The 24,299-nt window shown below is 65.1% G+C and carries 20 protein-coding genes and 2 pseudogenes; 7 read left to right on the top strand and 15 right to left on the bottom strand.

Annotated elements, in window-relative coordinates; all coding sequences use genetic code 11:
• Window positions 1-496: 496 nt before the first annotated feature.
• The 10 genes and pseudogenes from ON21_RS34060 to ON21_RS34105 form a co-directional block, all read right to left on the bottom strand.
• Window positions 497-1,594: an MlaD family protein gene (locus tag ON21_RS34060; RefSeq protein WP_039805001.1), complete on the bottom strand. Its 1,098-nt coding sequence runs from the start codon at window positions 1,592-1,594 to the stop codon at window positions 497-499.
• 456 nt (window positions 1,595-2,050) lie between these two features.
• Window positions 2,051-2,683 carry an MBL fold metallo-hydrolase gene (locus tag ON21_RS34065; RefSeq protein WP_039805003.1) on the bottom strand — a complete coding sequence of 211 codons (633 nt, stop codon included), beginning with the start codon at window positions 2,681-2,683 and terminating at the stop codon, window positions 2,051-2,053.
• The gene (locus ON21_RS34070; RefSeq protein ID WP_039805004.1) at window positions 2,680-3,765 is read right to left on the bottom strand and encodes an S-(hydroxymethyl)mycothiol dehydrogenase; all 1,086 of its coding nucleotides are present in this window, start codon (window positions 3,763-3,765) and stop codon (window positions 2,680-2,682) included. Before ON21_RS34070 ends, ON21_RS34065 begins: the two co-directional genes overlap by 4 nt.
• Before the next feature lie 49 nt (window positions 3,766-3,814).
• Window positions 3,815-4,183 carry a DoxX family protein gene (locus ON21_RS34075; protein WP_039805006.1) on the bottom strand — a complete coding sequence of 123 codons (369 nt, stop codon included), beginning with the start codon at window positions 4,181-4,183 and terminating at the stop codon, window positions 3,815-3,817.
• Window positions 4,183-6,069 (bottom strand): acyl-CoA synthetase, encoded by a 1,887-nt coding sequence (locus ON21_RS34080; protein WP_039805008.1) that lies wholly within the window; start codon window positions 6,067-6,069, stop codon window positions 4,183-4,185. The genes ON21_RS34075 and ON21_RS34080 overlap by 1 nt, the downstream gene beginning before the upstream one ends.
• Window positions 6,066-7,001: a fumarylacetoacetate hydrolase family protein gene (locus tag ON21_RS34085; protein ID WP_039805010.1), complete on the bottom strand. Its 936-nt coding sequence runs from the start codon at window positions 6,999-7,001 to the stop codon at window positions 6,066-6,068. The genes ON21_RS34080 and ON21_RS34085 overlap by 4 nt, the downstream gene beginning before the upstream one ends.
• Window positions 6,998-8,132: pseudogene (locus ON21_RS34090) on the bottom strand (VOC family protein). The gene ON21_RS34085 and the pseudogene ON21_RS34090 overlap by 4 nt, the downstream one beginning before the upstream one ends.
• Window positions 8,133-8,620: 488 nt before the next feature.
• A complete protein-coding gene (locus ON21_RS34095) occupies window positions 8,621-9,751 on the bottom strand; it encodes an NAD(P)/FAD-dependent oxidoreductase (RefSeq protein WP_039805012.1) in 1,131 nt (376 codons plus the stop codon).
• Window positions 9,748-9,945, bottom strand: coding sequence for a ferredoxin (locus tag ON21_RS34100; protein WP_039805015.1), 198 nt, complete (start codon window positions 9,943-9,945; stop codon window positions 9,748-9,750). Before ON21_RS34100 ends, ON21_RS34095 begins: the two co-directional genes overlap by 4 nt.
• Window positions 9,946-9,958: 13 nt before the next feature.
• The gene (locus tag ON21_RS34105) at window positions 9,959-11,143 is read right to left on the bottom strand and encodes a cytochrome P450 (RefSeq protein ID WP_039805017.1); all 1,185 of its coding nucleotides are present in this window, start codon (window positions 11,141-11,143) and stop codon (window positions 9,959-9,961) included.
• A gap of 234 nt (window positions 11,144-11,377) precedes the next feature.
• Between ON21_RS34105 and ON21_RS36405 the strand changes: the two genes are divergently transcribed.
• Entirely contained in the window at window positions 11,378-12,043 is a 666-nt protein-coding gene (locus ON21_RS36405) for a TetR/AcrR family transcriptional regulator (protein ID WP_083881074.1), read from the top strand.
• Between the two features lie 53 nt (window positions 12,044-12,096).
• Complete coding sequence (locus ON21_RS34115; protein ID WP_039805019.1) at window positions 12,097-12,789, top strand: DUF8020 domain-containing protein; 693 nt, start codon at window positions 12,097-12,099, stop codon at window positions 12,787-12,789.
• A 469-nt stretch (window positions 12,790-13,258) separates the two neighbouring features.
• Here the strand turns inward: ON21_RS34115 and ON21_RS34120 are convergent, their stop codons facing one another.
• On the bottom strand, window positions 13,259-13,858 hold the full coding sequence (locus ON21_RS34120; RefSeq protein WP_051021739.1) for a TetR/AcrR family transcriptional regulator: 600 nt from the start codon (window positions 13,856-13,858) through the stop codon (window positions 13,259-13,261).
• Window positions 13,859-14,275: 417 nt separating this feature from the next.
• Between ON21_RS34120 and ON21_RS41200 the strand changes: the two are divergent.
• The 3 genes and pseudogenes from ON21_RS41200 to ON21_RS34130 form a co-directional block, all read left to right on the top strand.
• Window positions 14,276-14,626: pseudogene (locus tag ON21_RS41200) on the top strand (DAPG hydrolase family protein); the annotation flags it as partial.
• A 143-nt stretch (window positions 14,627-14,769) separates the two neighbouring features.
• Entirely contained in the window at window positions 14,770-15,129 is a 360-nt protein-coding gene (locus tag ON21_RS41205) for a DAPG hydrolase family protein (RefSeq protein WP_051021741.1), read from the top strand.
• Between the two features lie 298 nt (window positions 15,130-15,427).
• Window positions 15,428-18,709, top strand: a complete 3,282-nt coding sequence (locus ON21_RS34130; protein ID WP_039805021.1) for a protein kinase domain-containing protein — start codon at window positions 15,428-15,430, stop codon at window positions 18,707-18,709.
• Window positions 18,710-19,065: 356 nt separating this feature from the next.
• Here the strand turns inward: ON21_RS34130 and ON21_RS34135 are convergent, their stop codons facing one another.
• The 4 genes from ON21_RS34135 to ON21_RS41295 all read right to left on the bottom strand — a co-directional run bounded on the left by ON21_RS34135 (window position 19,066) and on the right by ON21_RS41295 (window position 22,586).
• Window positions 19,066-19,512, bottom strand: coding sequence for an SRPBCC family protein (locus ON21_RS34135; RefSeq protein ID WP_039805023.1), 447 nt, complete (start codon window positions 19,510-19,512; stop codon window positions 19,066-19,068).
• A gap of 111 nt (window positions 19,513-19,623) precedes the next feature.
• Window positions 19,624-20,541, bottom strand: coding sequence for an alpha/beta hydrolase (locus ON21_RS34140; RefSeq protein ID WP_051021743.1), 918 nt, complete (start codon window positions 20,539-20,541; stop codon window positions 19,624-19,626).
• Entirely contained in the window at window positions 20,538-20,990 is a 453-nt protein-coding gene (locus ON21_RS41210) for a hypothetical protein (RefSeq protein ID WP_039805025.1), read from the bottom strand. Before ON21_RS41210 ends, ON21_RS34140 begins: the two co-directional genes overlap by 4 nt.
• A gap of 1,137 nt (window positions 20,991-22,127) precedes the next feature.
• The gene (locus ON21_RS41295) at window positions 22,128-22,586 is read right to left on the bottom strand and encodes an arabinosyltransferase C-terminal domain-containing protein (RefSeq protein WP_306307732.1); all 459 of its coding nucleotides are present in this window, start codon (window positions 22,584-22,586) and stop codon (window positions 22,128-22,130) included.
• A 384-nt stretch (window positions 22,587-22,970) separates the two neighbouring features.
• Here ON21_RS41295 and ON21_RS34150 point away from each other — a divergent pair, with 384 nt between their 5' ends.
• Entirely contained in the window at window positions 22,971-23,894 is a 924-nt protein-coding gene (locus tag ON21_RS34150; protein WP_039805027.1) for a tyrosine-type recombinase/integrase, read from the top strand.
• Window positions 23,888-24,220 (top strand): tyrosine-type recombinase/integrase, encoded by a 333-nt coding sequence (locus ON21_RS34155; RefSeq protein WP_157171164.1) that lies wholly within the window; start codon window positions 23,888-23,890, stop codon window positions 24,218-24,220. Before ON21_RS34150 ends, ON21_RS34155 begins: the two co-directional genes overlap by 7 nt.
• The last annotated feature ends 79 nt before the right edge of the window (window positions 24,221-24,299 follow it).

Here is a 24,299-nt window from a genome sequence, read left to right on the forward strand (position 1 = left end):
CCACCGCAACCCATGCGGTCGTTCCCGGGCTCGTCCTGTTGTACTACCGCACCACTATCCTTGGCCGCCGAAGGCGGCGGCACCGGGGGATACCGACTGATGGCAGTCGCCATGCGACGCCTGATATTCCTTGGCACATGCGGGGCGCTCTACAGTGCACGCCAGTCGACCCATATACCGACCGAGCCGACGAAACAGGCGGCCGGATCGCTGCGTGAAGTATTGATTGGAGCCTGCCACAACCACCCCGTTTCGCATGGTGAGACAATCGCTGCGGCGGCCGGTGCGGGTATATACGCCGTTGTGCTCGCAGCCAGCGGTTTGGTCTCACCGAGGGCCAGGGAATCGGTAGTCCAGCCGGAAAGCGCCCAGTAGGGCATCATGTTCGGATTCTCCGCATTTCAGGCATCAGCATCATCGCCGCTCTCATATTCACGCGCTACGAGCACTCTTTCGATCGATGTCCGAACGCGAAAGGTCTGAGGTCGCGACACGTCTATTTCGTCAGTCCGAGCAGTGCGGCGGTGAGTCCGTAGTCGGGACCGAAATCCTGCATGTTTCCGGTACGGCAGCCGTCGGCTTTCATCTGGATTCGCTCGCAGAACAGGCTGACTATTTCACCGTTGAGGGCGGTTAAGAGCATCATTTTCACACGGACATGTCCATGCTCTCGGTCGACCAGGTTGTCGATGTTCTGAAACACCATGGGTGTCAGGTCGACCACCTCGGTGAGGCCGTAAGCGTTGGCGCGGAGCTGGTCGCTCACCTTCGTCAGTCCGGACAGGGTGTCCGCCAGTTGGTGCTGGTACTGCCCGAATGTGCCTGAGGTGTTGGCAAGGAAGGCGCTGAGCTGCTCCAGCGTAGCCTGTAGACCGGGCGCCTGCTCGGCGAGCAACCCGTTCATTTGCGTTACTTTGTCACTGAAATCCCGCACCGCGCGGTCGTTTTCCGCGAGTATCGAGGTGAGTTCGTTCAGCCTGATGATGATATTCGAGATCGCGTCCTTGTTGTCGGTGCCGACCTTCAGGGCGCTCGACAGCGCCTGGAGAGTGTCGCGAATCTTCGTGCCGTTGCCCTCGAGAAGCGGGTGCAGCACTCGGCCCGACAGCGGGCCGGACCCTTCCATCTCGTCTTGCGGCTTCAGGGCGGCGGTGAACTGATCAATGGTTTGGATGAGCGTGTCGAGCTCGACGGGAGTCTTGGTACGCGACTTCGGCAGGTGGGCACCGTCGGCGAGCATCTCGCCGTGGGTGTAGACGGGGGTGAGCTCGATGTGGCGGTCGGTGATGATGGACGGCGATATCAACACAGCCATCGCGTCTTTTGGGATCTTCACATCAGACTTGATCGACAGATACACCTCGATGACGGTGCTCTTCGCCACGACTTTCTCGACCCTGCCGACCTCGAGCCCGAGCACCGTAACGGGATTGCCTACATAGACGCCGGCGATATTGTCGAAGTCGGCGGTGATGCGCGTTGGTTCATCACCCGCGTGCGGCAGCAGCGAGCAGCCGCTCACCGTGAGCGCGGCGACGCCGATGGCGAATGCCTTGACCGCGTCGCACTTTGTCCGGGCAGCGAATGTCAGCATGGATATCCTTTGTGGTCTCGCATGATGCGCGACCTCTCTGTCAGACGAATAACGTGATTTACGATCGCGGGCCGGGCGGGGCTTGGTTGCGACTCCCGGAAACTGGTCGTCGATACCTATCGCCATACCGGCCACCCACGGCAATTCATCGCGTCTCAGCGGGCTGCACGACGCCCGGACGGCGCGTCAATCAGTCGCGCGGCAATCGCCGCGCAAACGACGCGCGTAAGACAACGATTTCCATCGAAGACCTTCCTTGCATTGTCGCCACCAGTAGGCAACCGGAAGCCCGGCTGCGCCTACAAACCGTCGGTCGGCGCGGCATATGGCGAGGACGCCGGCCTTTCTCGGCGTCGTCGATGCCACTGTACACAGTTCCGGCAACGATGTGTCCGAAATTTGCGAATTGGCTGGCAATGCTCGCATCCCCGATGGACGCGCCGGTCACGGCGCAGCTCAGAACCCCCGCTCGATCCACTGAGGCAGTTGCGGTGCTTCGATGCCTATGGTGGTGCCGTCGCCGTGACCGGTGTGCACCAGGGTGTCTTCCGGTAGGGCCAACAGTCGCTGCTGTATCGAACCGATGATGGTGGGGAAATCGGAGAAGGATCTGCCGGTCGCGCCTGGCCCTCCAGAGAAAAGAGTGTCTCCGGAGAAAAGGGCTTTGGCCTCGGGCAGGTGCAGGCAGATGGATCCTGGAGAGTGTCCGGGAGTGTGGATTACCTCGACGGTTGTCCCAGCGATCGCGATACGTAGTGAGTCGGTGGCAGCCCAGTAGCGCTGTCCGGGGTGACTCATGTCCCAGAGGGGATGGTCTGCGGGATGCAAAAGCACTGGTGCATAGAGCTTTTCGCCGAGCTGGGGCGCGAAGGTGATGTGATCGTTGTGGCCGTGGGTACAGATCACCGCGACGACGTTGCGATTGCCGACTGTTTGAATGATCGCTTCGGCATCGTGGGCGGCGTCGACGACGATGACCTCTTCGTCGTTGCCGATCACCCACACGTTGTTGTCGACCTCCCACACACCGCCGTCGAGTTCGAAGGTGCCGCTGGTCACCACGCGGTCGATACGGAGCCCCCCGCTCACAGGATGACCACCGAACGGAGCACATCACCGGTGCGCATCCTCTGGAAGGCCGCCTCGACCTCGTCGATCTCGATGCGCTCGGTGACGAACTTCTCCAGCGGTAGCCTGCCTTGCTGGTAGAGGTCTACCAGTGCCGGAAAGTCTCGTTCGGGTAGGCAGTCGCCGTACCAGGACGACTTCAACGCGCCACCGTGGGAGAACAAGTCCAGCAGTGGCATATCGAGCCGCATGTCGGGGCTCGGCACACCGACGAGTACCACGGTGCCGGCCGAGTCGCGGGCATAGAATGCCTGCTTCCACGTCTCGGGGCGACCGACCGCATCGATGACGACATCGGCGCCGAACCCGTCGGTGAGTTCCTGCACGGCGGCGACTACGTCGACGTGGGAAGCATCAATGGTATGTGTGGCACCAAGGTCTCTGGCCCAGGCGAGCTTTCGTGGATCACGGTCCACGGCGATGATCTTCGATGCACCGACCAGGCGTGACCCCATGATCGCGGCGTCGCCTACACCGCCGCAGCCGATGACTGTGACGGAATCGCCACGGCCTACGTTGCCGGTGTTCACCGCGGCACCCAATCCCGCCATCACGCCGCAACCGAGCAGTCCGACGACGGCAGGGTCGGCGGTGGGGTCGACTTTCGTACATTGCCCGGCGTGTACCAGCGTCTTCTGCGCGAACGCCCCGATCCCGAGCGCTGGGGTGAGCTTCATGCCATCCTCGAGCGTCATGGGCTGACCGGCGTTGAACGTGCTGAAGCAGTACTGAGGACGCCCGCGTTTGCAGGCGCGGCATCGACCGCAGACCGCGCGCCAGTTCAAGACGACGAAGTCGCCGGGTTGCACCGAATCCACACCCGCCCCGACGGTTTCGACAATGCCGGCGGCTTCGTGCCCGAGCAGGAACGGGAACTCATCGTTGATCCCGCCCTCCCGGTAGCTCAGATCTGTATGGCACACCCCGCACGCGGCGATCGCGACGACGACCTCACCGGCGCCTGGGTCGGGAATGATGATGTCGGTGAGCTCGACGGGAGCTCCCTTCGCACGAGCGATTACGCCGCGCACCTTCTGAGGCATTTGGTTCCTTTTCTTCACAAGCATGCGCCGGTCGATGAGCGACCGGGATTCATCCGGCACTCATCGGATGGCCGCCAGACAGTGTCATCAAATACGCGAGGACGAGCAGAGCTGTGATGACGGCGGGAAGCATGGCAGCTGGCTTGTCGCGGGCGCGTACGTGGACGACAACCGCACCGATCATCAACAACAGCAGCCCGATTCCCGCCGCCGCGCCGATCAGCCGCCAGCCGATGCCGGCCAGCAGGCCCAGCGCGCCAGCGATTTCCAGGCCGCCGACCCACCGGAATACGTTGAGAGACAACCCGGCGTGCGCGGCACGGCCCCGCGCCGATCCCACCGCGAAAACCTTGGGGCCGCCGACCAGCAGGAACAACGCCGCCAGCGTGACCGCGAGCACTGTCGAAGCGAGGTTCATCAGCGCACCGTCACATTCCATCGCATCGTGTATCGGTCCAAGACGTGCACGACGTCGCCCTTCGTGTCGGGATTATCGAGTTCGACTGTCGCTACGATTGCTCCGTCCTCGACGGTGGTGTCGATGCTGTGTACCGCACTGATCGCAGCGAGGGCGTCGAGGAGTTCGCGGCGGGCCGCGTCGGCGCGCAGGCCCAGTTTGTAGGGTTTGCCGACGTCGGTGATCGGCAGCACGTCCAGGATCGTGACCATCTTGGGCACGGCGGCGCGCTCAGGCACGTGGCGGGCCGCCCAGTCGAGCAGTTCGGCTTCAGTGACCTCACCCCGCGACGCGACGGTGACATAGGCGACGGGCACCTCTCCGGCATGGACGTCGGGACGTCCCACCGCGCCGACCGCGGTGACCTGTGGATGTGCCAGCAGAGCGTCTTCGATCATGGCCGGATCGATGTTGTGTCCGCCGCGGATGATCAAATCCTTGGCGCGACCGTGCAGATAAATGAACCCGTCAGCGTCGATGTGGGCCAGATCGCCGGTGTCGAGCCATCCCTCGACGAGTTTGCCCCTGCCATCGAGTACGTGCTGGCGCCCATCATGACCGGTGACGTAGCCGGCGAACACCGTTGGTCCGCTGATGGCGAGGACTCCGATCTCGCCGACCGCCAGTTCGGTCCAGGTTCCCTCCTCGTCGCTGCGCACCACCTTCACTTGCTGATAGGGCATGCGCTGACCAACCGAACCCGGACGCGGCCGGTCGGGGAAGCTACGTGCGCTGGCGCAGGTTGCTTCCGTGAGCCCGTAACCTTCGACCAGCGTGATACCGGTGTGGGTCTCGAAGCTTTCACGCACCGCCCGTGGTAGCGGGGAGGCGCCCACCATCGCGTACCGCAGGCTGGAGATATCGGCCGTGATCGGGCACTGGGCCAGCACCGCGTATACCGTCGGGACCGCGCTCATCGCGGCGATGCGGTAGTGGGCCACCATGTTCCAGAACTCGCCGTAAATCGCCAGATCCCGATAGCCCAGCGGTCCGGCCCACACCACCGGTTGGCCTTTGAACAAAGGCGCGAGCAGGGTGACGACCAGGGCGTTGACGTGGAACAGCGGCAACGCCGCGAACACTACGGAGTCATCATCCAGCAGCGAGTTCGCCGCGATCATCCATGCGTTGGCGACCTCGCCCGTGTGGGTGTGCGCTGCCAGCTTCGGCACGCCGGTGGTGCCGCCGGTGTGGAACAACGCGGCAAGATCGGTTCCGAGGGGGAGCTGCCCGACGAATGTGGCATGCGCATGAGCGGCGGCCAGCTCATCGAGGTAGCCGACGCGCACACCCTTGATCGACACCAGTGCATGCGATACCCCGGCCGGGCTTGTGGGACGCAGCACGAGCAGCGCGTCCAGCAGGCCGTCGGCCGCCAAGCGGCGGGCGCCGTCCCAGACGGGGGCCGACAACTCGGGGCCCGCGGCGATGAGGACGCGGGCTCCGGTGCGCCGCAACAGCTCCGCGAGGTGCTCAGCGGACAACCCGCCGTTGATGGGGGCGGCGATCCCGGCGAGTTGGGCGGCGAGTGCCGCGGGGATGAGTTCGGCGCAGTTGGGTGCGATCAGGGCCACTGCGTCGGTGCGGCGCACGCCGATTTCGTGCAGCAGGTTCGCGTACCGGTGGACGTCGGCGAGCAGTTGTGAATAAGTGCGCCGCACCGGTTCTCGCCATCGGGCGGCTTCCGGGAGCACGGTGACGGCGGTGTGGTCGGGCCAGGATTGCGCCGCCCGCCTCAGCAGGGTGTAGGTCGATTCCGGCAGGCCGCGCTCGGCCAGCGGCACGGATTCGATCTCGGGCAGGTCGGTCGGTTCGGCGTAGCGGGGCCACAGCGGGTGCTCGGTCACCGGTACCTCACCGTGGTGCGCTGGCGGCCCAGATCGATGGCGCCGTCGTCGGTGGACACCGTTGCCTCGATGACGTCTGCGTCGTGCAGGTATTTCGGATTCTTGGCCTGGCTTTTGAAGAACAGCTTCCATTTCGTGGCGGGCGGCAGCAGCGAGCCGATGATCTCGACCGGTTTGGGCGGCGCACTGATCGCCGTGCCGACGGGGGTTCCGGTGAGCAGCAGGTCACCGGCGTCCATGCGCTGGAAACCGGTCAACACGCGCAGGGTGTGCAGCGGCCGGTAGATCATGTCGGCGACGGTCATGTCCTGGCGCAACCCGCCGTTGACCCACAACCGCAGCCGCAGATCGGTGAACCGCTTCAGCTCGTCGGCCTCCAGCAGCACCAGCGCCGGCCCGACCGGGGTGAACGTCGGATACGACTTCGCCTCGTAGAACTGGGTTTTCGGCAGTTGGACATCGCGGGCGGAGATATCGTTGGTCACGACCAGCCCGGCGATATAGTCCGCGAGGTTCGTTTCGGTGATCTCGGAGCCGACCGGCATCTCGCGACCGAACACCAGCCCGATCTCCACTTCGTAATCCAGCAACCGCACGTGCGGCGGCCGCACGATGTCGTCGTGCGGCCCGCTGATCGAACCGGATGCCTTGCGGAAAAACGTCAGCGGCACCGTTGCCGGGTCACCGACGGAGTCCCGCACATGCGAGGCGAAGTTCGTCATCTGTGCCACCACCCGGCACGGTGCGGTCACCGGAGACACCAGTGCCAAGCTTTCCACCGGCACCACCTCGGTACTCGCGGTCGCCGCGCGAATCGCCTGACGGTCGGCCAGCAGTCCCCCGGTGGTGATGGCGGCGGTATCGATCCGGGCGGCGCCCGCGGGTGTGCTCACCCACCAGGCGTCGCAGGTACGGAGAACAGAAATGCTCATGAGCTGGCTACTTTCCATAGGCCGCGCAGGCGACGGAGGTCGAATTCGTTGTCCTCGCGCAGCGCGTCGACCATCGCCGCCAGCTCGCGAAGGGATTCCCGGCCCGGTTTGAGGCCGAGAAAGTCTTTGCTGGCCGGTGGCCCCCACTGCGCCAGCCCCGAGGCGGTGAACGCAGCCCAGCCCGGTTCCACCGTGCAGTCGAACATGTCGCCGTCGCTGAAATGCTCGACCAGCAACCCGTCCGGATCACGCCAGTAGTCGAAGATCTGGCTGCCCTGGACGTGCCTGCCGATCCCCCACGACCGGTAGTAACCGTGATCGCGCAGGTACTCCCCGCCCGCGGCCAGTGCGTCCAGATCGGCGACTTGATAGGCCGAATGCACGTATCGGTTCACCGGCCCGAGCACCAACGCCAGCGTGTGGTGATCGGCGGGTGTCTTGCCGCGATCACAGCGGATGAAACTCATCACCGGGCCGCGCTCACGCTGCCCCGGGTAATAGAGGAAGTCGCTGACTATCAGGCCCAGACTGCCCCAGATACCAGTCCAGCGTTTCGCGGTACCTGGTGGTCTGCACCACCACATGCCCGAGCCGCTGCACCCGCGCCGGCACGCGGGGCGGCCGCTGCGTCCGGTTCACGCGGGCGAGTTCGTGCCCGCAATTCAACGGGTGCGGCGACTGCGCGGGCAGGGCCGGCAACGTGTGAGTATCGGCGACAACCCGCACCCGCAATCCGCTCGGGTCGGTCAGATCGACCGTCGATCCACCCAGGGACTCGGGCAAGTTCATCACCGTGCCGCTTCCGGCGCGGGCCAGCCGGAGCAGGTCGGCGGTGTCCGCCGCGCGGAAAGCCGGGCCGAGGAACGGCGAGCGCACGCCCTGGCGAATAACCACGCACGGCGCGGCGGGGTCCGCACCCCGAAGATGCAGCTCCTCGGCCGTGCGCAGCGAAGTCGAGAAACCGAACGCGTGCGCGAACACTTCAGCGCGCTCCAGATCCGGCTTCTCGAACTCCAACCACGCCAGATCGTGCACCTTCACGATCGGATCACGCGCTCGCCCCGGATGCTCACCCGCTACCGCGCCGTGTTCGCTGTGCAATCCGGTATGCGAGTCGTGCTGGTCGGCCATCGACCATTCCCTCCATATACTGAAGAATTCTTCACTGCTCGTCGAAACAACTCCGGTGGAACCCCATAACCAAGGAGCTGCACTCGACCGGCTCACCGTGGGCTGGGATGTTCCTGTCCAGATTTTCGAGCAGCTGTCCGAATGACAGACTGCTTGTGTCGCAGAATTCCCATTCCCAGCGTGGGTGCGCGCAAGTATGGGCCAGCTTTCGGTATTTCGGATGAATGCCTCGGGGCGGGGGGTTCGCTGGCGATATTTCCACCGCAGCCCGCGCGGGCCGGTTCCTGGTCCGCGATGCCGAGGCGGCGTCGATGATCGTGGCGTGGACCGCTCTGTGCTTGGTGTGATTGCTCCATGAGAGTCCTGACCGAGGCGATAGTCTTTCCACTGATCACGAGGCCGAGGACCTGCTGCCCAAGTTCCGGACATCCGCGAGGCCTGTCGAATCTGCCAGCTCATCTGCTCTTCCTCGATGCGTGGTCGCAGGGCTATATGGATCCGGTCATCTTCCTCAATGCGGCGACGGATTTCCGGATCCCGTAGGCGACAACCGTCGGCCTCCTGTCGGGCTGTTTCCAGGTGAGCAGAGCGGCTCCGTCCGCGATGCTGCCCTCTACACTGGTCGGTTCGCCGACGAGTGGCAGCGGCCCAACGATTTTGATGGATACCCCCAGTATTTCGGTCCAGAAGTAGTCGTCGGTGGCGGACGTGGAAGATGCGAGCCCGAGGGCCGAGGCGGCGGCGACCTTGCCTTGTGCCACAGCGTTGGACCAGAACGGGGCCCGTCGGCCGGCGCGGATCGAGTAGGTGACATCGCCGGCCGCGTAGACCCCGGCGATTGCTGTCGCACACAAATGGTCGATACCGATGCCGCGTTCGTCGGCTACGCCGGAACCATCGAGCCACGAGGTATTCGGTACTTCCCCGGCGCAGGTGACCACGAGGTCGGCGGTCGATACCGATCCATCGCCGAGAATGACACCGCAGACCGGATCGTCTGCGAGTGTGACCAACCGGGGAGTGTGCACTATCCGGACGCCGTGTTCTTCGGCCCGTGCGCGTACGGCGTCGGAGAGGAAAGGCCCGAGGATTCGCCGCAACGGAGGGTCGACGTCGATCACGGTGACCGCGACGCCGCGAGCGACGCACGCGCTGGCGACCTCCATTCCCAGGAACCCGGCGCCGACCACGATCGCCGAGGTGGCGGTCGAGAGTCTCGCTCGCAACGTCCGCGCGTCCTCGAGTGTCCGAAGGACCAGTTCACCGGTCTGTCCACCGGCGGCCAGCCGTCGTGCGTCGGCGCCGGTTGCGGCGATGAGCGCGTCATATGCGAGGGTGCGGCCGGTTGCGGTGGTGACGGTGCGGGCGTCGAAATCCGTGCTGACGGCGGATTCGCGGAGGAGATCTATCTCTAGGTCGTCGAGCCGATACGGCAGAGAGCCCTCGGTGGCCGGGTTGTGCAGGACCGCCTTGGACAATGGTGGTCGTGAGTAGCCGCCGAGTTCGTCGGCGCCGATGATGGTCAGTCGACCGGTGTGTCCTAGGGTGCGCAGTTGACGCGCGGCGGTGATCCCGGCGATGGACTCGCCGACGACGACGATCGAGCGGGGGGAGGTCATGACTGCTCTCGCAGGATCGCTACCGGGCAGGAACTGATGGCCGCGCGCGCGGCGGTGACGTGCTCTTCGGGGACCTCGCCGCCCTCGAATCGGTAAGTCAATTCGCCTGCGTCATCGAGTTCGAACACTGCGGGGGCCTGCTCGGCGCACATGCCATGGCCTTCGCAGCGAAGGTAGTCGACGGAGATCTTCATTGCGATTCGTCCTTCAGGCGGGAATGAGTTGCAGGGGAAGGGTTTCGAAGCGGTGGATGATGTTGTTCATCGCCCATTGCGGTCGTCCGGTGATCTCGATGCGTTCCACGCGCTGGAGCAGTGCGGCGAGGATTGCCTGGGTTTCCAGCCGGGCCAGGCCCTGGCCTGCGCAGCCGTGGGTGCCGTGGCCGAAGCCCAGTTGACGGGATGCGTCGCGGCGGATGTCGAAAGTGTCGGGAGAATCCCACTCGAGTGGATCCCGGTTCGCCGAGGAATACATCACCACCACGCGTGCGCCCTCCGGAATGGTGACCCCCGCCAGGGCGACGTCACGAATTGTCTTGCGAGAAAAGGCCCGCAGCGGTGACTCGTAGCGCACCACTTCGTTGACCGCATTGGCGATCATCGTGGGGTCGGACCGCAGTAGCTGCCACTGGTGCGGATGGGCAGCGAACAGGTACAGGGCGCTGGAGATCGCGCTGATCGTGGTGTCCAGTGAGGGTGCGAGAAAGTCGATCATCATGGCGGGGCACTCGTTGTGCGCGATCTTGCCTTCATCGGCGGCTTGGAGGATCTCCGCACCCGCGCTGCCGGGCAGTAGCTGCCGGTCGCGAGCGAGGCGGCGGGTGAACCGCATCATCTCGATGCTGGCCGGAGCGGTTCGGATCGATTGGTTGTTGATCGGCCCGAGTGAGTCGAAAGTGGCTCCAGCCCACCGCAATAATTGCTCGCGGCCGTGCTGTGGCCATCCGATCAAATCGGGTACGACCGACATCGGCAGTGTGGTAGCCAATTCGACGCCGTCGATCTGGCCCCGTGCTATAGCAGCTTCGACGGCCGCGACCGCTTGCCGTTCGACCGTCTCACGCATCGAGCGCAGCGCCTTGGGGGTCAACCGTCGGCCTAAGAGCGCACGCCGCCGGCTGTGGTCTTCGCCGTCACTGTTGAGGGTGGTACCACGCGAAAGCCGGTTGGCGACAGGATTCAGTCCGACCCCCTCGCCGGAGATGAAAGTGTCGTCAGCGAGTAAGACAGCCCTGCACTCGGCATAGCACGGTAACGCGTACGCCCGCTGCCTTGCCAACCACACGACCGGACCCAACTCGCGCATCCGGGCGTAGTGCGGATACGGGTCCATGATCGCTCGCCGCGAGTACAGGTCCGGCTGGTAAACGGGGACACCAGCAGTCTTACGCATCGAAACTCCTCAACACCAACGATCGTCCGTCGTTGGCTCCTCACCGGATCGCCCCGGCCGAATCCCGCCTCGAACTGGATTCAGGCGACTGGATCGCCGGGCCCGATCTGTGGCCTGCATCCCAGGCTAGCCATTTGGTTGACTACATGTCAATGACATGAAATCAACTTGTGTTTGTCACGGTGGCGGCCCAGTATCGGAGGAGTCGATCGGCAGGCAACAGGAGGGACACCGATGACCGCGACAGCCGGGAAGGGACGTACGACCATGCGTGCTGCGCAGGCCGCCGAGACCCGCCAGCGCCTCATCGACGCCGCAGTCGAGGCGTTCTCCGAACACAACTACGACGAAGTGGCCGTGGCCGACATCGCAAAAGCCGCCGGGGTGGCCCATGGACTGCTGTTCCATTACTTCGGCAACAAGCGCGGCATCTATCTGGCGGCCTTACGGGATGCCTCCGACCGGATCGTGCAAGCTCAGGGGCTCGATCCCGAGCTTCCTATCGTCCAGCAGATCCGCGCCGGATTTCGCGCTCACCTCAGTTATCTCGCCGCACACCGCGGGCTCGCGCTCCGGTTGGTTCTAGGCGGACGAAGCGCTGATCCCGAGGCGTTCGAGGCCTTCGAAGCGGGTCGATGGCGGACGATCGAGGGGTGGACCACCCTGTTGGGACTCGACCCTCAAATTCCCGCCTTGCGCATGATGATGCGGTCCGCCGCTGGTGCGCTCGATGAGGCGACCCTCTACTGGCTACAGAACGGAGAACCCTTCGACATCGAATCCATGATCGATGCCCTGATCCCGATGGTGGTCGCCGGGCTGCGTGCTGCCGCTCAACTCGACCCCGCCCTCGATGTGGACACCGCCACGCAAGCAATGCTGGATAGTCGCAGGCGGTGAAGTCGCACCAGTGAGGTGCAGGTGTGAGACACACAGGCCGAAACAGGAAGCCCATGCAGTCCAAGAAACTCACCGCCGTAGCGGTCCTGGTCGCCGCGATCACCGGTGTCGTCGCCGGTACCTCGCACGCGGAGTCGGCGCCCGACGCCTCGATCGACTATCACGCCGAGGTGATCGACGACGAGCGATCGAGGATCACCACCGATGCCGGTTCGCTGGTTGTCGAAGACGACGTCTTCAAGATCAAGGCTGTGGATGGCACTACGGTCGCCGGCGCCGAGCTGAAGTTCCGCATCGATGACTTCGAGCTACCGATCGCCGCCGATATCGTCGGCAATACGGCGACCCTGATGCCGGTCCTCGACGCGGGCAGGGCTGTCTACAAGCCGGTCGCCCTCCCGTACGAGGACAAGGCCCCATGGAAGAACGAATACGACCGCGAGCAGGCAGCGTGGTCGCGGCTGACATCCACCATCGCAATGGGCGCCACCATCGGCACCCTGGTCGGCGGCCTCGCCGGTGCCGGTATCGGGTGCGTCGCCGGTGCTGCCGCCGGTCTGGTCGCCACCGGCATCCTGGCCGCGCTCTTCGGGGCCGGTCCGCTGCTGGGCTGCGCGGTCGGTGCCGCCGGTGTCGGGTTCCTCGGCACTCTGATCGGCCAGATCGTCGTCACCGCACCGGTCGCCATCGCTGCGGCGATCCAGTACTTCAGCACTATCAACCAGCCCTCCCCGGCAACGAAATAGTCAGGTAAGCAACCGGATCTTACCCACCGAATCGGCATCCGCCGGGAGCCCGCCAGGGGCGCCCGGTGGATGCCATTGAGTGAGCGGGGGTCCTACTGGTTTGCTTTCGTTCCGGCTGGCGTTTCCCGACACACATCACCACCGTCGATTTCTCCGTGGGCCTTCAGCGCCTGCTCAGCAAGGCGTGCGCCGAGGGACTCCACGAGCGCCCACACGCTGTTCGCGCAGACCTCGACGACGCCCAATACTCAGATCTCGCAATGCCCGACCTGGTGTGGGCTTCGGCCTCGGTGCACCACACCGTCCACCCCGACGACGCTTTTACCCGGCCGTCGGCCGCTACGCGCTGGCCACCCCGCAACGCCTGCGCCACGCCGTCTCGCCCGGGGATCTCGCCGCGCACTCGATTACTTGATGCCGATTACCTACCAGTGTCGCCGCCACGGGCGACCATCGGGCACGATCAGCATCATTGGTTCCAGGTCAGTACCAGTCGGGTGAGGACTTGACGCAGTTCGGCCGGCGGTAAGGGGGTGGCGCCGATCATGACTTGGCGTTGGATCAGCCCGTCGACGACGACGGTAACGGCCTCGGCGGTCAGAGCAGGTTCGGGCACCTCGAGCGTTTCGAGTAGCCGTTGCGTGAACTGCACGAAGGCTCGGCGTTGCTGATCGAACAGGTCCCGCAGTTGTGGGTGGAACTGGGCTTCGCCCAGGAGGAGGTGTCTTGCCAGAGCCCGCCGACCTGCCGGTCCGGTGGTCATGGCTTCGATGAAGGAGGCCATGAGTTCGGCCAGTTGCGGGATCGAGGTCGGGTCGAGGGCCGGCACATCGGTGAAGTGGGTGACAACGAGTTCGTAGTCGCGGGAGAACAGCTCTTCCACAGCCAGGGCGATGAGCTTGCCGCGGGTGGGCGCGTGATAGTTGACCGCGCCGGGGCTCATCCCGGCTGCGGCGTCGACTGCGCGGTGGGTGAGGCCGCGCACGCCGTGGTCGGCGAGCACCTCGATCGCCGCCGAGGCGATGCTGCGGCGCCGCCGGGTCACGTCCGGACGGGTGGGCTCGCTCATGACGGCATCGTAGAGCGCAGCTGCAGCACCGCCATCGCTGCTGGTTGTCGAAAACGGGTGGAAGCCAGAGGCGCGACCAGCGACCGGCGTGATCGAGACGCAGCCTCGAAGCCAGCAGTTGTGATCCGGTGCCGCGGGAACCGGGAACAAGCAAACTTTCCGTCGGTGAACTCGCCGACAGGCATAGACGCCTTGTCGCGGAGAGCCCGGATCGACACACCGGCGTCAGCCGCTGGAGGGCGAGGTCATGTGGGGTGCTGGCCAGTGCGCGAGCTCAGGGCTCTGTGGTGTGTCACAGAGGTGTGTCGACAGCCAGCGGTGCCGACACACCTCTTTTAATCTCAACAGATGTTGAGAAGCTGGTGGATGTCGCGGCGCGCGATGCTGTCGATGATCACGAATGTGGGGGCGACATTGATGATCGAAGAGTCGACGGGCGCCGGGCACGCCACCCCTGCGGGAGAGGCGCGTTATCGGGGGTATTCCGCCGAGGACCGGCTCCTGCCCTTTGCGCGGTTCTTCACCGAGCGCACGCTGCCCGCGCCCGCGGAGGTCGCCGTCGCCTATGCGGGGCCCCCGACCGATCCGCAGCTGATCCCGGAGTTCGACTGTCTGCCCGACGATTTGAGCCCGAGCGGATACTCCCTGGTCGAGACCGGATACGGGCATACGGGCTCGGGCGTGATGTGGGTTGCCGTGCGGACGGTGATGCCGAGGGTCAGTGCGGCGATGTGGGACTGGTGGTTCGGCTGGCATATCGCCGAGCCGGCTCGCTACAAACTCTGGCATCCCGAAGCGCACCTGTATGTCGGTGCCGCGCAGTCGCGAACCGAGTCGGGGCTCGGTGACCGTGACAAATACTCGGCAACACGGTCTATGTCGATGAGTACATCGGCGTCAAACTGCAGCAATTGGCCATCAGTTTTCACGACCCGGCGTTGCTGGGCCTGGAAGTGCCCGATGGTCACACGATCATTTCCGGCCGGGTGGGCAGCAGCGTGGCTCCGCTGGATGTGGGGTGGCTGGCGCATCAGGTCCGCCCCGTGCCCGGCGGGTGCGAGATGCGCAGTCGGTTCTATCTGAATCTGTACGGTCCGCGCGTTCCCGATGCGGGGCAGGCCGCGCGGGCGGTAGCGCGCGGAGCCGCTGTCGATCCCGCCGATCTGATACTCGGGCTGGATATGGCTCGCGAGCTTCTGCTGCACTGCGGACAGGAAATGAACCATCTGGCCACGTTCCTTCCCGAACTTCACCGCGAATTCGCAGGCTAGGCCTGGCATTGAGCAAGCGCTCCGCTGTCGGGTCCGCCGATGCCCGGCGAGCCGGGCTTCCGCGGCATGCGTCAGCCTCCGACACCCGATTTCTCCGGGATCTCCGATCGACACCGCTGACGACCGGCCCCCAGCGACGACTTCTGGTCACCGCGTCGGAGAGGATCGAAAGCCGTGGCCGGGACAAGCGGCGTTTCCACCTTCGCTGAAGGCCGATGTGGAGTTTTTCCGTACCGCCGAGGATACGAGCGGAGATATTCTGGCTGGTATGCGACCACCAGTGAGTCGCGAGTAGAGGATGACCGGAAGCGATCCCTTCACGACACAGCGTGATGTTGGCGTAGACGCCGTCACGGAGTTGAGCGCTGCGGGGTTCGCGGACGCCGAGGAGGTCGGTCGCGGTGGCTTCGGCGTCGTCTACCGCTGCACCGAGGTCGCTTTGGATCGTACTGTGGCGGTCAAGGTTCTGACCGGCGAGCTGGAGGACGACCGGGAGCGTTTCTTCCGCGAGCAGCGGGCGATGGCTCGCCTCACCGGGCACCCCAATTTCGTCGGCGTTCTGCACGTCGGCGAGACCGAGACCGGGCGTCCGTACCTGGTGATGCCGTTTCACCGCCTGGGATCGCTCGACGCGAGGATCCGCGATGATGGCCCGCTCTCGGTGGAGGAGGTACTCCGTCTCGGTGTGAAACTGGCGGGCGCGTTGGAAGCGGCGCATCAGGCCGGGGTTCTGCACCGGGACATAAAACCGGGCAACGTTCTGCTCACCGATTACGGCGAGCCCGCATTGACAGATTTCGGCATAGCCCGCATCGCTGGCGGGTTCGAAACCGAAACCGGCGCGTTCACGGGTTCACCGGCGTTCACGGCGCCGGAGGTGCTCGGCGGGGTTGGCCCGAGTCGCGCGTCAGATGTATACGGCCTGGGTGCCACGCTGTTTTGCGCCTTGACCGGGCATGCGGCATTCGAACGTCGGCGAGGCGAGGAGGTGGTCGCGCAGTTCGTGCGGATCACGACCCAGCCGGTTCCAGACCTACGTGAGAGCGGCTTCGCAGAGGACGTGTGCGCCGTCATCGAGAAGACCCTCTCACGTGAGCCTCGGGACCGCCCTACCGCCGCGGAATTGGGTGAGCAGTTGCAGCGGGTTCAGCTCGCGCACGGTTTCACCGTCGACGAGATGGTTTTGCCCGAAGACACGAGAGCGACACGAACATCGTCTCCAGGCGCCGCACCTGCCCTCCAAGATGACATCGCCTCCGATCGAATGGCGGGACCGCGACACGCGCGTGCGGGCAATCTGCCCCTGGAGTTGACCAGCTTTGTCGGTCGGCGGACCCAGGTTTCGGAGGTGAAGAGCCTGTTGTCGGGATCGCGCCTGATCACGTTGACCGGGATAGGCGGGATCGGCAAATCACGGCTCGCCCTACGCGTTGCTCACAAGGTTCAAGACGATTTCCCGGGTGGGGTGTGGCTGGTGGAGTTGGGTGAGTTGCGCGATGCGGCGTCATTGGTCGATGTCATCGGGGCCGCGCTGGGTTTGCGCAACCATGCCGGCAGGCCCATGCTCGAGGTACTGGTGGAATTCTTTTCCACCCGCCAGCGACTGCTGGTGCTGGACAACTGCGAGCAAGTCGTCGAAGAGGTCGCCGAGCTGGCCCAGTCTCTGTTGCAGGCCGGCCACCTGTTGCGGATCATGGCGACCAGTCGTGAAGCGTTGGGTATCGCCGGGGAATCGGTAGTTGCGATCTCGCCGCTGACGTTTCCGGATCCACAATCTTCACCGTCGTTACGGAGCCTGGCCGCCTTCGACGCGGTGACGCTGTTCACCCAGCGAGCCGCCGCAGCAGTCCCGGGCTTCGAGCTGACCGACAGCAACAGACTCAGTGTGGTCGGTATCTGCAGCCGATTGGACGGGCTGCCGTTGGCGATCGAACTGGCCGCCGCGCGGCTGCGCACGATGTCACCAGAGCAACTTCTCCTGCGGCTGACGGATCGTTTCACGCTGTTGACCGGTGGCAGGCGGGGCGCACCGACGCGACAGCAGACGTTGCGGTGGTGCATCGGCTGGAGCTACGACCTGTGCACCGGGACCGAGCAACGGTTGTGGAATCACCTGTCGGTGTTCGCCAGAGGTTTCGAACTCGACGCCGCCCAGCAGGTTTGCGGCGCTGATCTGGCCGAGCCGGAGTTGCTCGATTCGATCTCTGCGTTGGTCGACAAATCGATCTTGATACGCGAAGACGTCGACGACACAGTCCGGTTCCGAATGCTCGAGACCGTGCAGGAGTACGGAAGGGACCAACTCGAAGGCACCGGGGACTACCCCCAGCTGTCTCGTCGTCACCGGGACTGGTACGAGCATCTGGCGATCACTGCCGAAGCCGAATGGATGAGCCCACGCCAACTGAAGTGGATCGCCCGCCTGGAACGGGAACTACCGAACCTACGACAGGCGATGGAGTCCAGCCTGTCAGAGCAAGGCGAACACGCTCTGCGCATAGCGCACGCACTGTTTCCGTTCTGGCTGGTGCGCGGCCGGCCCAGCGAGGGTCGTCGCTGGTGTGACCGCGCCTTGAGCCGGTCGTCGGGCGCACCGAACGCAGATCGAGCCAAGGCATTGGTGGCGGCTGTCATGCTGGCTGCGACACTCGGCGACTTCGGGGCCGCAACTTCCCGGCTGGCGGAGCTCAGGGTGCTCGCCGAACGGACGGCCGAGCCCATCAGCGGTGCTCTGCTTGCGTACGCCGACGGCTTCATCGCTCTGGTCTGCGGCGATCCGATTCGTGCCAGCGCGCTCATGAAAGATGCCGCCGATACGTTCGGCGCCCGCGGCGAACTCACGACGCATTCGAGGGCACTGCTCGCGCTGGGACTGGCTTACGCTCTGCAAGGGGACACTCGCGAAGCACTCGCGCGTGTCGAACAGGCGCTGGCCATCGCCGATTCCCATGGCGAGACGGTCTATCAATCTTACGTGCTAGGAGTCAAAGGACTTACCTACTGGCTGCAGGGTGAGTCCGGTCGCGCTGTGCACTATCTAGGGAACGCTGTCCAACTGTCGCGGCTGGTGATCGACCCGATCGTAGCCGCGATCAGCTCGGAGGTTCTGGCCTGGATCGCCGCCGAGGACGGCGACGCCCGGCGCGCCGCCGTGCTGCTGGGTATCGCCGAGCACCTCGGGCGTTCGCTAGGCGGTTCCGGGATCGTTTTTTCCGCTTTGTCCAAGTATCACGAGGAATGCGAGCATCGCGCGGTCAAGGTTCTCGGGACGAGGGCATACCACGCAGAGCGCCGAAACGGATCAGCGATGAGTTTCGACGCTGCGGTCGAGTTCGTGTTAGGTCAGCAACCTTCCGTAACGCCGACAGATCACCACTCGGTGACTTTGACAAAACGTGAGTGTCAGGTCGCCGACCTCGTCGCCGAAGGCCTCACCAACAGGGCGATCGCCGCTCGACTGAGGATCGCCCATCGCACGGCGCAGGGACACGTGGAGCACATCCTCACCGAACTGGGCTTCACCTCGCGGGCGCAGATAGCGGCCTGGGTAGCAGAGCAGTCACATCGCAAGCCGCAATGACGGATGGTCGCAGGGGCACTGCCGACCCGGGAGGTTTGCGAAGTGGCGGCGTTGCCCCCGCACTTTCGTCCGCCAGGGGACGAACGTGAAGCGACCCGGTGGTCGTGAAAGCTCAGAACCTGGTTGACCACTTTCTCCAGACCCTGCCGGCACGACCGGCCGTATCCGGTGACGAAAGGCGCAGAAATCCGCGGTTCCGCTTGCATAGTGCAGGCTGTCACCAAGTCACGGCGCTGCTGTCGGCAGCATCGCTGACAGCTCGGATCGGTGACCACATGTCCCCGTTCGGCGGGGGAGGATGCCGCCCAGGCGCTGCGGGACGCAGTTGTCCGTGTCCCGGCCGGGGCAGCCCGGTCTCAGTGTGGCGCGCGAGTGGTTTCGCGGGCGGCGGTGCGCAGGATCAGCCGGAATCCGACCCCCAGCAGTGCATGCCCCAGCCGGGTGAGGGCTGCGCCGATGAGTGGAGTGGTGATGTCGAAGTCGATCCTCCACGCGACGTGGGTGCGGTCCGCGTCGAGCTCGAGGTCGATGCTGCCGCCGCGGTGCGGCAGGGCAGGACGGCTGGCGAGCACGTCGTAGGCGATGTGCGTGGGTTCGTCGTATTCGGTGATCTTCTCGGTGAACAGCACCCCGCCTGCGAGTATCTGGCGACGTTGACCGATTCCGTGCGCGGTGGGTGTGCCGTGGCCGAGGATGCGGACGCGCAACACTCCCGGTGCTCGGCTGTAGTTGCGGGCGTCGGCCAGCCAGGCGAAGACCACCTCGATGGGTGCGTCGATGGTGCGGGTCACGGTCAGCGGCATGTGCTCGGCTTTCTGGTAGGGCGGTTCGGTCCCAGCTCGGGTACCGCCGCGCGAGTGGTTCGGACGCGGGGGCAGGCGCCCGGTTTGGTGGTGTGTGGACGGTGGAATCGTTTACGCGGCAGCCTGTTCGAGGCGACTGGCGATGAAGCGGCCGATGGCTCGGTAGGCGGCGCGGCATTCGGGGATGAACGCGGGCAGCGCGTGGAAGACGTGCACCTGCCGGGACCAGGTGTGCAAGTGGCATTCCGCGCCTGCGGCGTGCAGTCGAGCGGCGAGTTCGATGGCGTCGGCGGCGAAGAACTCTTCGTCGCTGGCGTGGATCAGCGTCGGTGGCAGCGGGGTGCCGGGGCGTGGGCGCAGTTGCAGGGGCTGGTCGGTGAATTGCGCGACGGCCGCGCTGGCCACAGTCGCCGACAGCAGCGGGTCGCGATGGGCTGCTCGGCGCGCGGTGCGCAGGGTCAGATCGGTCATGGGTGCCAGCAGGACCATCGCCGCAGGGCTGGTGCGGCCGTGGGCGGCGTGGGTGAAGGCGAAGTCGGCGGCCAGGAACCCGCCCGCCGAATCCCCGGCCAGCACGATCCGCTGGGCGGCCAGACCCTGATCGAGCAGGGCGGTGTAGGCGGCGGCGACGTCGTGCACGGCGGCGGGAAAGCGGTGTTCGGGGGCGAGGCGGTAGTCCATGGCGAAGACCGGCAGCCCTGTCGCGGCCGACAACCGGGAGGTCAGCCCACGATATCCCTGTGGTGAGCCGACGATGAAACCTCCGCCGTGCACATACAGCAGGGCAGCGTCGGTGCGGTGTACGCGCGGCCCGATCACCCATTCACCGCGCACGGCCCCTTGGGTGACCGGTTCGACGATGCTGCCGCGCAGCACCGGCGCCGCCGCCTGCATCACCTGATCGACCAGCGACCGCATCACCGGCAAGGTGTGAGCGTTGACCGGAATGGTCGCCATCAATCTCGGCGCCAGGGGCGCGAGCCCGCGGTGCAGGGCGCGAGCGCGCAGCGACGCCGGATCGGGAGTCACGAGATCGAGGGATGTTGGTTCAGCTGACGAACCAACACCCCGAACTCGCTGCGGTTCAATGGCTCCGGTGACAGCAGCCGCGCGGCCGGACCGGCCACGAACACCCGTTTGCAGGCGTCGATTGCGGTCGCGATCGCCCGCGATCCCGCGCACGCACTCGCTGCAGCGCTGGCCGTCACCGGCCCGCCGCCCGTGCCGCCGGGGAATGCGCCGGGTATCGCAGCGCGGTGTCCAACGACCCGGGCTGAGACGGGTGGAATCCGGGCCGCAGATACCCGCGGGAGTTCGGTGAAGAACACCGTCCAGCTCGGGATCACCCCGCGCCGGGTGGCGCGCCAGAACTGCCACAGCCTCGGCACCGAATCGAAGTCGAAACGCACATCGCGTGCGTTTATCGCGTGCGCCTCGTCGCGGTAGAGACGCTTCGTCGCGTCGTCGGTGGGGACCATGCCCTCAAACTACACAGCAACAAAATGTATTGCAATGTTGCTGGGCCATGGATGGGATCTTGTAGCAGGGGTCAGAACTGCGGGTATGAATCCGTCCCGCCGACCGCGGCACTCACCAATATTTGCGGTTACCGAAGCCCGCCGCCGGGTTGAAGCATGGTGACCACAGCTTCCGTCTCCGCCCGCGCCAGGACCGCTCACCGAGGACGGCCACCCCGACGGCATGCGACCCCAACCGGCCTCAACTTCGACAGGGCTACGATCCGATCGTCATCGCGGCGGACGGACGCACCCGATCCGCCATGGCCCTCCGATAACACTTCGGGGTGACCAGCTACGCCCCGAGGAACAACCGTTCACACGGCAGCCGCGGCGGAGGGTGCGCGGCGCTCGGATTTCGGAGCAACTCAATCGTGCACCATGGAGATCTGCTCCAATCGTGAAGGAGATTTCCCACTGCCGCCGCCGAGGTGGTGTAGTCGAAAGCGATGCCTGCCAGCCACATTCGCAGATGTACATCACCGGATGCCGGCAGGCCACAATCATGGGACTTCCGACCTCCGCCCGAGAGGGGATGCCTCGACACCTGCTTCGCGCACTGGCAGGTTGGTTGCCGCCGCGGCGAGTCGGCGCGGGCCCCGGGCTGGATCGACCTCCTGGGGTCATGCGCCGACGGGGAGGCGGCCAGGCCCAGGGGGGTGATGGTTCGCGTCGCTGTCGCAGCCATGAGGTCTCACAGTCAGGGGGTGCAGGTCGTGCCATGGAGCGGGATCCTGCTCAGGCTATACAGCAACAAATATAGTTGCAATGTTTCTGAGACGGATCGTCTATCAATGTGTCGTGAACCACATTGGACCGCTGGCGTGAACGCACGTCGTCAAGTGATCCTTCCCGCCGAACCCTCCAGGCTCGGCCAGTAGGACCGATATCAGATCCACCGAAGATCAGACATATCCGTGGGCTCCTCGTGATCCGCATTCGTTCGTGTTGTGCCGTAACGGTTGCGTCGCACCATGTTCGACCTATGGTGGATAGGTTCGCGAAGGCGCCTGCACACCCCGTCCTGGATGAGCCGGGCAGCCCTGTTGGACACCGTCTCGAGGCCGACCACCAGCAAACCATCGCCAGATGTGGAGGTCAGTAGGAGGTGATGATGTGTCCTGTTGTCCAGGTTCCTGAACGCTGAACGTCACTGCGGGTGATGGTTGCCGGGCGTGTGGTGGGATCCAGGGGGATGAATTGCTCGATGGATCCCCAGTCTCTGTCCCAGTCGTTGTCGAGGTAGGCGGGCATGGTGCGTGCGGTGAACAGCAGTTGGGTCCAATGCCTCGCAGCGCCGACGAGGCACGCAATCTGATGTCGGCGATCGAAATGGCACCCGTCAGGGGCGGCGGAACCGCGTTGACATCGGCTACCCAGCCCCGCGACTCGATGTAGAAGAAGGTACCGGTGATGACCGCCAAAACCCGTAACGGCGGCCGTCTCGGCCGGGGTTCGTCGGCGAGCCCGGCCAAGCCGTGCTCGATGAACCGTATCCGGCCCCGACCTCGGCCGCCCCGTCCTCCCACCGCCGAATCCTACAATCAGCCAACGTATTTCAAGCGCGGAACACTAGTCGACGGGGTGATGACGCCGTCATCACTTTGCTGGTGACGCCGTAACCACCGCAGTGTCTGAAACTGCTCTGACCTGCGGTGTTGACGCCGTAACCACAATCCCGTTACGTTCGGTACTGAAATGCACCGATGCGTTGTGAACCTGCAGGTGCGAAGCAGGTCGGGTGTTATCGACAGGTCGCTGACCAGGGCTTTCCCGGGCGGCCGGGCGGGGGGATCGACACCCCGCCCGGCTCCGGAGAAATCCCAGGTCGGCGCCTTTTCGGTATACTGGGATGGGTGCCGCGTCACCACCGCGGTCACCAATAGCTTCTCGAGGCCTCTCATCGAATCGACCTACGTCGATCACCGAGGAGCTTCTTCGATGCCCGCACCTCGCCCCCGGCCGCGCAAGGACGGCACGGTCAACTGGCAGGTCCCCTTCCACTACTACGACACCGACGGCGCCCGCCGCCAGTCCTCGCAATCGTTCGACGACTACGCCAAGGCCCAGTGGTGGGCCGGGCTGATCGACCGTGTCGGGATCAACGAGGCCTTGAAGGTCCTCGACACCGAACACGACGCCGAATCCGGCACGATGTTGCTGGTCGAGTGGCTGACCAAGTACGTCAACCGGTTGACCGGTGTCCAGGACGATGGCCGCCGCAAGTACCTCGCCTACATCCGCAACGACATCATCCCGTTCTTCGGCGACGGCGCGCCGTTGGACGCGGTCACTCAGGACGCCGACGCCGCCTGGATCGTCTATCTCCAGCAGGACAAGGGCAACTCACCCAAGACCATCTCCAACAAGCACGCCTTCCTCAGCGCGGCGCTGCGCGCCGCGGTGGAACAACGGCCGGTGCCGCTGCTGCCCTACAACCCCTGCGCGGGCATGCGGTTGCCGCGCCACGATCGCGCGGAGATCGACATCTTCGACAACGACGAATGGGAACTGTTCGAGCAGCTGCTGGGCCGGCGGTGGCGCCCCCAAGCCGAGTTCGGGCTGGTCTCGATGGCACGTCCCAGCGAAGTCGGTGCGTTGCTGGTCCGCGACATCGACCCGGTCACGGGTGCGGTGCGGATCAGCAAGGCGTGGAAGGCTCGCGGCAGCAGGCTCGTGCTCGGCAAACCCAAGTCCAAACGCGGCATCCGCACGGTCAACGTGCCGCTCGAGACTCTGCAGCGGCTGGATCTCGACCGCCCGGGGACAGTCTGCTGTTCCACACCGACAACGACACCCCGGTCACCGCCTACCACTTCTATAAGAACGCTTGGCAACCCGCGTTGCGCCGCCTGGACGTGCTGACGCGCAGAGACCGCAGGCTGCTGCGGAACAAGGCACTGTGGCGTGACGCCGACCCGGAACATCTGCTGGCCGAGTTCGGCCCCGCGATTCGTACGCTCGGCGGCAAGGTGCTGACCCCGTATATGCTGCGCCACACCGGGATCTCGTGGAAGCTGCAGGACGGTGTCCCGATCTTCGTCGTCTCCCGCGATGCCGGGCACGAATCGGTCAACACCACCGACCGCTACTACGGGCACAACGACCGCAAAGCGAGCGAATCGGCCGCCCAGGTCATCGCGGGCCGCTTGCCCAGAGTACGCGCCAGCATGCTCAGCGTCGCCGCCTGAGCCGCGACCGCCCACCGATCAGCGCGACAGCGGATTTCCATATCCGATGAACGCAGGATAGATTGAGCCGTCAACTGTT

The organism is Nocardia araoensis NBRC 100135 (assembly GCF_000308435.1).
GTDB lineage: Bacteria > Actinomycetota > Actinomycetes > Mycobacteriales > Mycobacteriaceae > Nocardia > Nocardia araoensis.

Excerpts from the sequence above, each read along its gene's own strand:
- ON21_RS34060 (WP_039805001.1), bottom strand. The coding sequence starts at position 1,594 with ATGCTGACATTCGCTGCCCGGACAAAGTGCGACGCGGTCAAGGCATTC.
- ON21_RS34070 (WP_039805004.1), bottom strand. The coding sequence starts at position 3,765 with ATGCCTCAGAAGGTGCGCGGCGTAATCGCTCGTGCGAAGGGAGCTCCC.
- ON21_RS34075 (WP_039805006.1), bottom strand. The coding sequence starts at position 4,183 with ATGAACCTCGCTTCGACAGTGCTCGCGGTCACGCTGGCGGCGTTGTTC.
- ON21_RS34085 (WP_039805010.1), bottom strand. The coding sequence starts at position 7,001 with ATGAGCATTTCTGTTCTCCGTACCTGCGACGCCTGGTGGGTGAGCACA.
- ON21_RS34095 (WP_039805012.1), bottom strand. The coding sequence starts at position 9,751 with ATGACCTCCCCCCGCTCGATCGTCGTCGTCGGCGAGTCCATCGCCGGG.
- ON21_RS34100 (WP_039805015.1), bottom strand. The coding sequence starts at position 9,945 with ATGAAGATCTCCGTCGACTACCTTCGCTGCGAAGGCCATGGCATGTGC.
- ON21_RS34105 (WP_039805017.1), bottom strand. The coding sequence starts at position 11,143 with ATGCGTAAGACTGCTGGTGTCCCCGTTTACCAGCCGGACCTGTACTCG.
- ON21_RS36405 (WP_083881074.1), top strand. The coding sequence starts at position 11,378 with ATGACCGCGACAGCCGGGAAGGGACGTACGACCATGCGTGCTGCGCAG.
- ON21_RS34115 (WP_039805019.1), top strand. The coding sequence starts at position 12,097 with ATGCAGTCCAAGAAACTCACCGCCGTAGCGGTCCTGGTCGCCGCGATC.
- ON21_RS34120 (WP_051021739.1), bottom strand. The coding sequence starts at position 13,858 with ATGAGCGAGCCCACCCGTCCGGACGTGACCCGGCGGCGCCGCAGCATC.
- ON21_RS34130 (WP_039805021.1), top strand. The coding sequence starts at position 15,428 with ATGACCGGAAGCGATCCCTTCACGACACAGCGTGATGTTGGCGTAGAC.
- ON21_RS34135 (WP_039805023.1), bottom strand. The coding sequence starts at position 19,512 with ATGCCGCTGACCGTGACCCGCACCATCGACGCACCCATCGAGGTGGTC.
- ON21_RS41210 (WP_039805025.1), bottom strand. The coding sequence starts at position 20,990 with ATGGTCCCCACCGACGACGCGACGAAGCGTCTCTACCGCGACGAGGCG.
- ON21_RS34150 (WP_039805027.1), top strand. The coding sequence starts at position 22,971 with ATGCCCGCACCTCGCCCCCGGCCGCGCAAGGACGGCACGGTCAACTGG.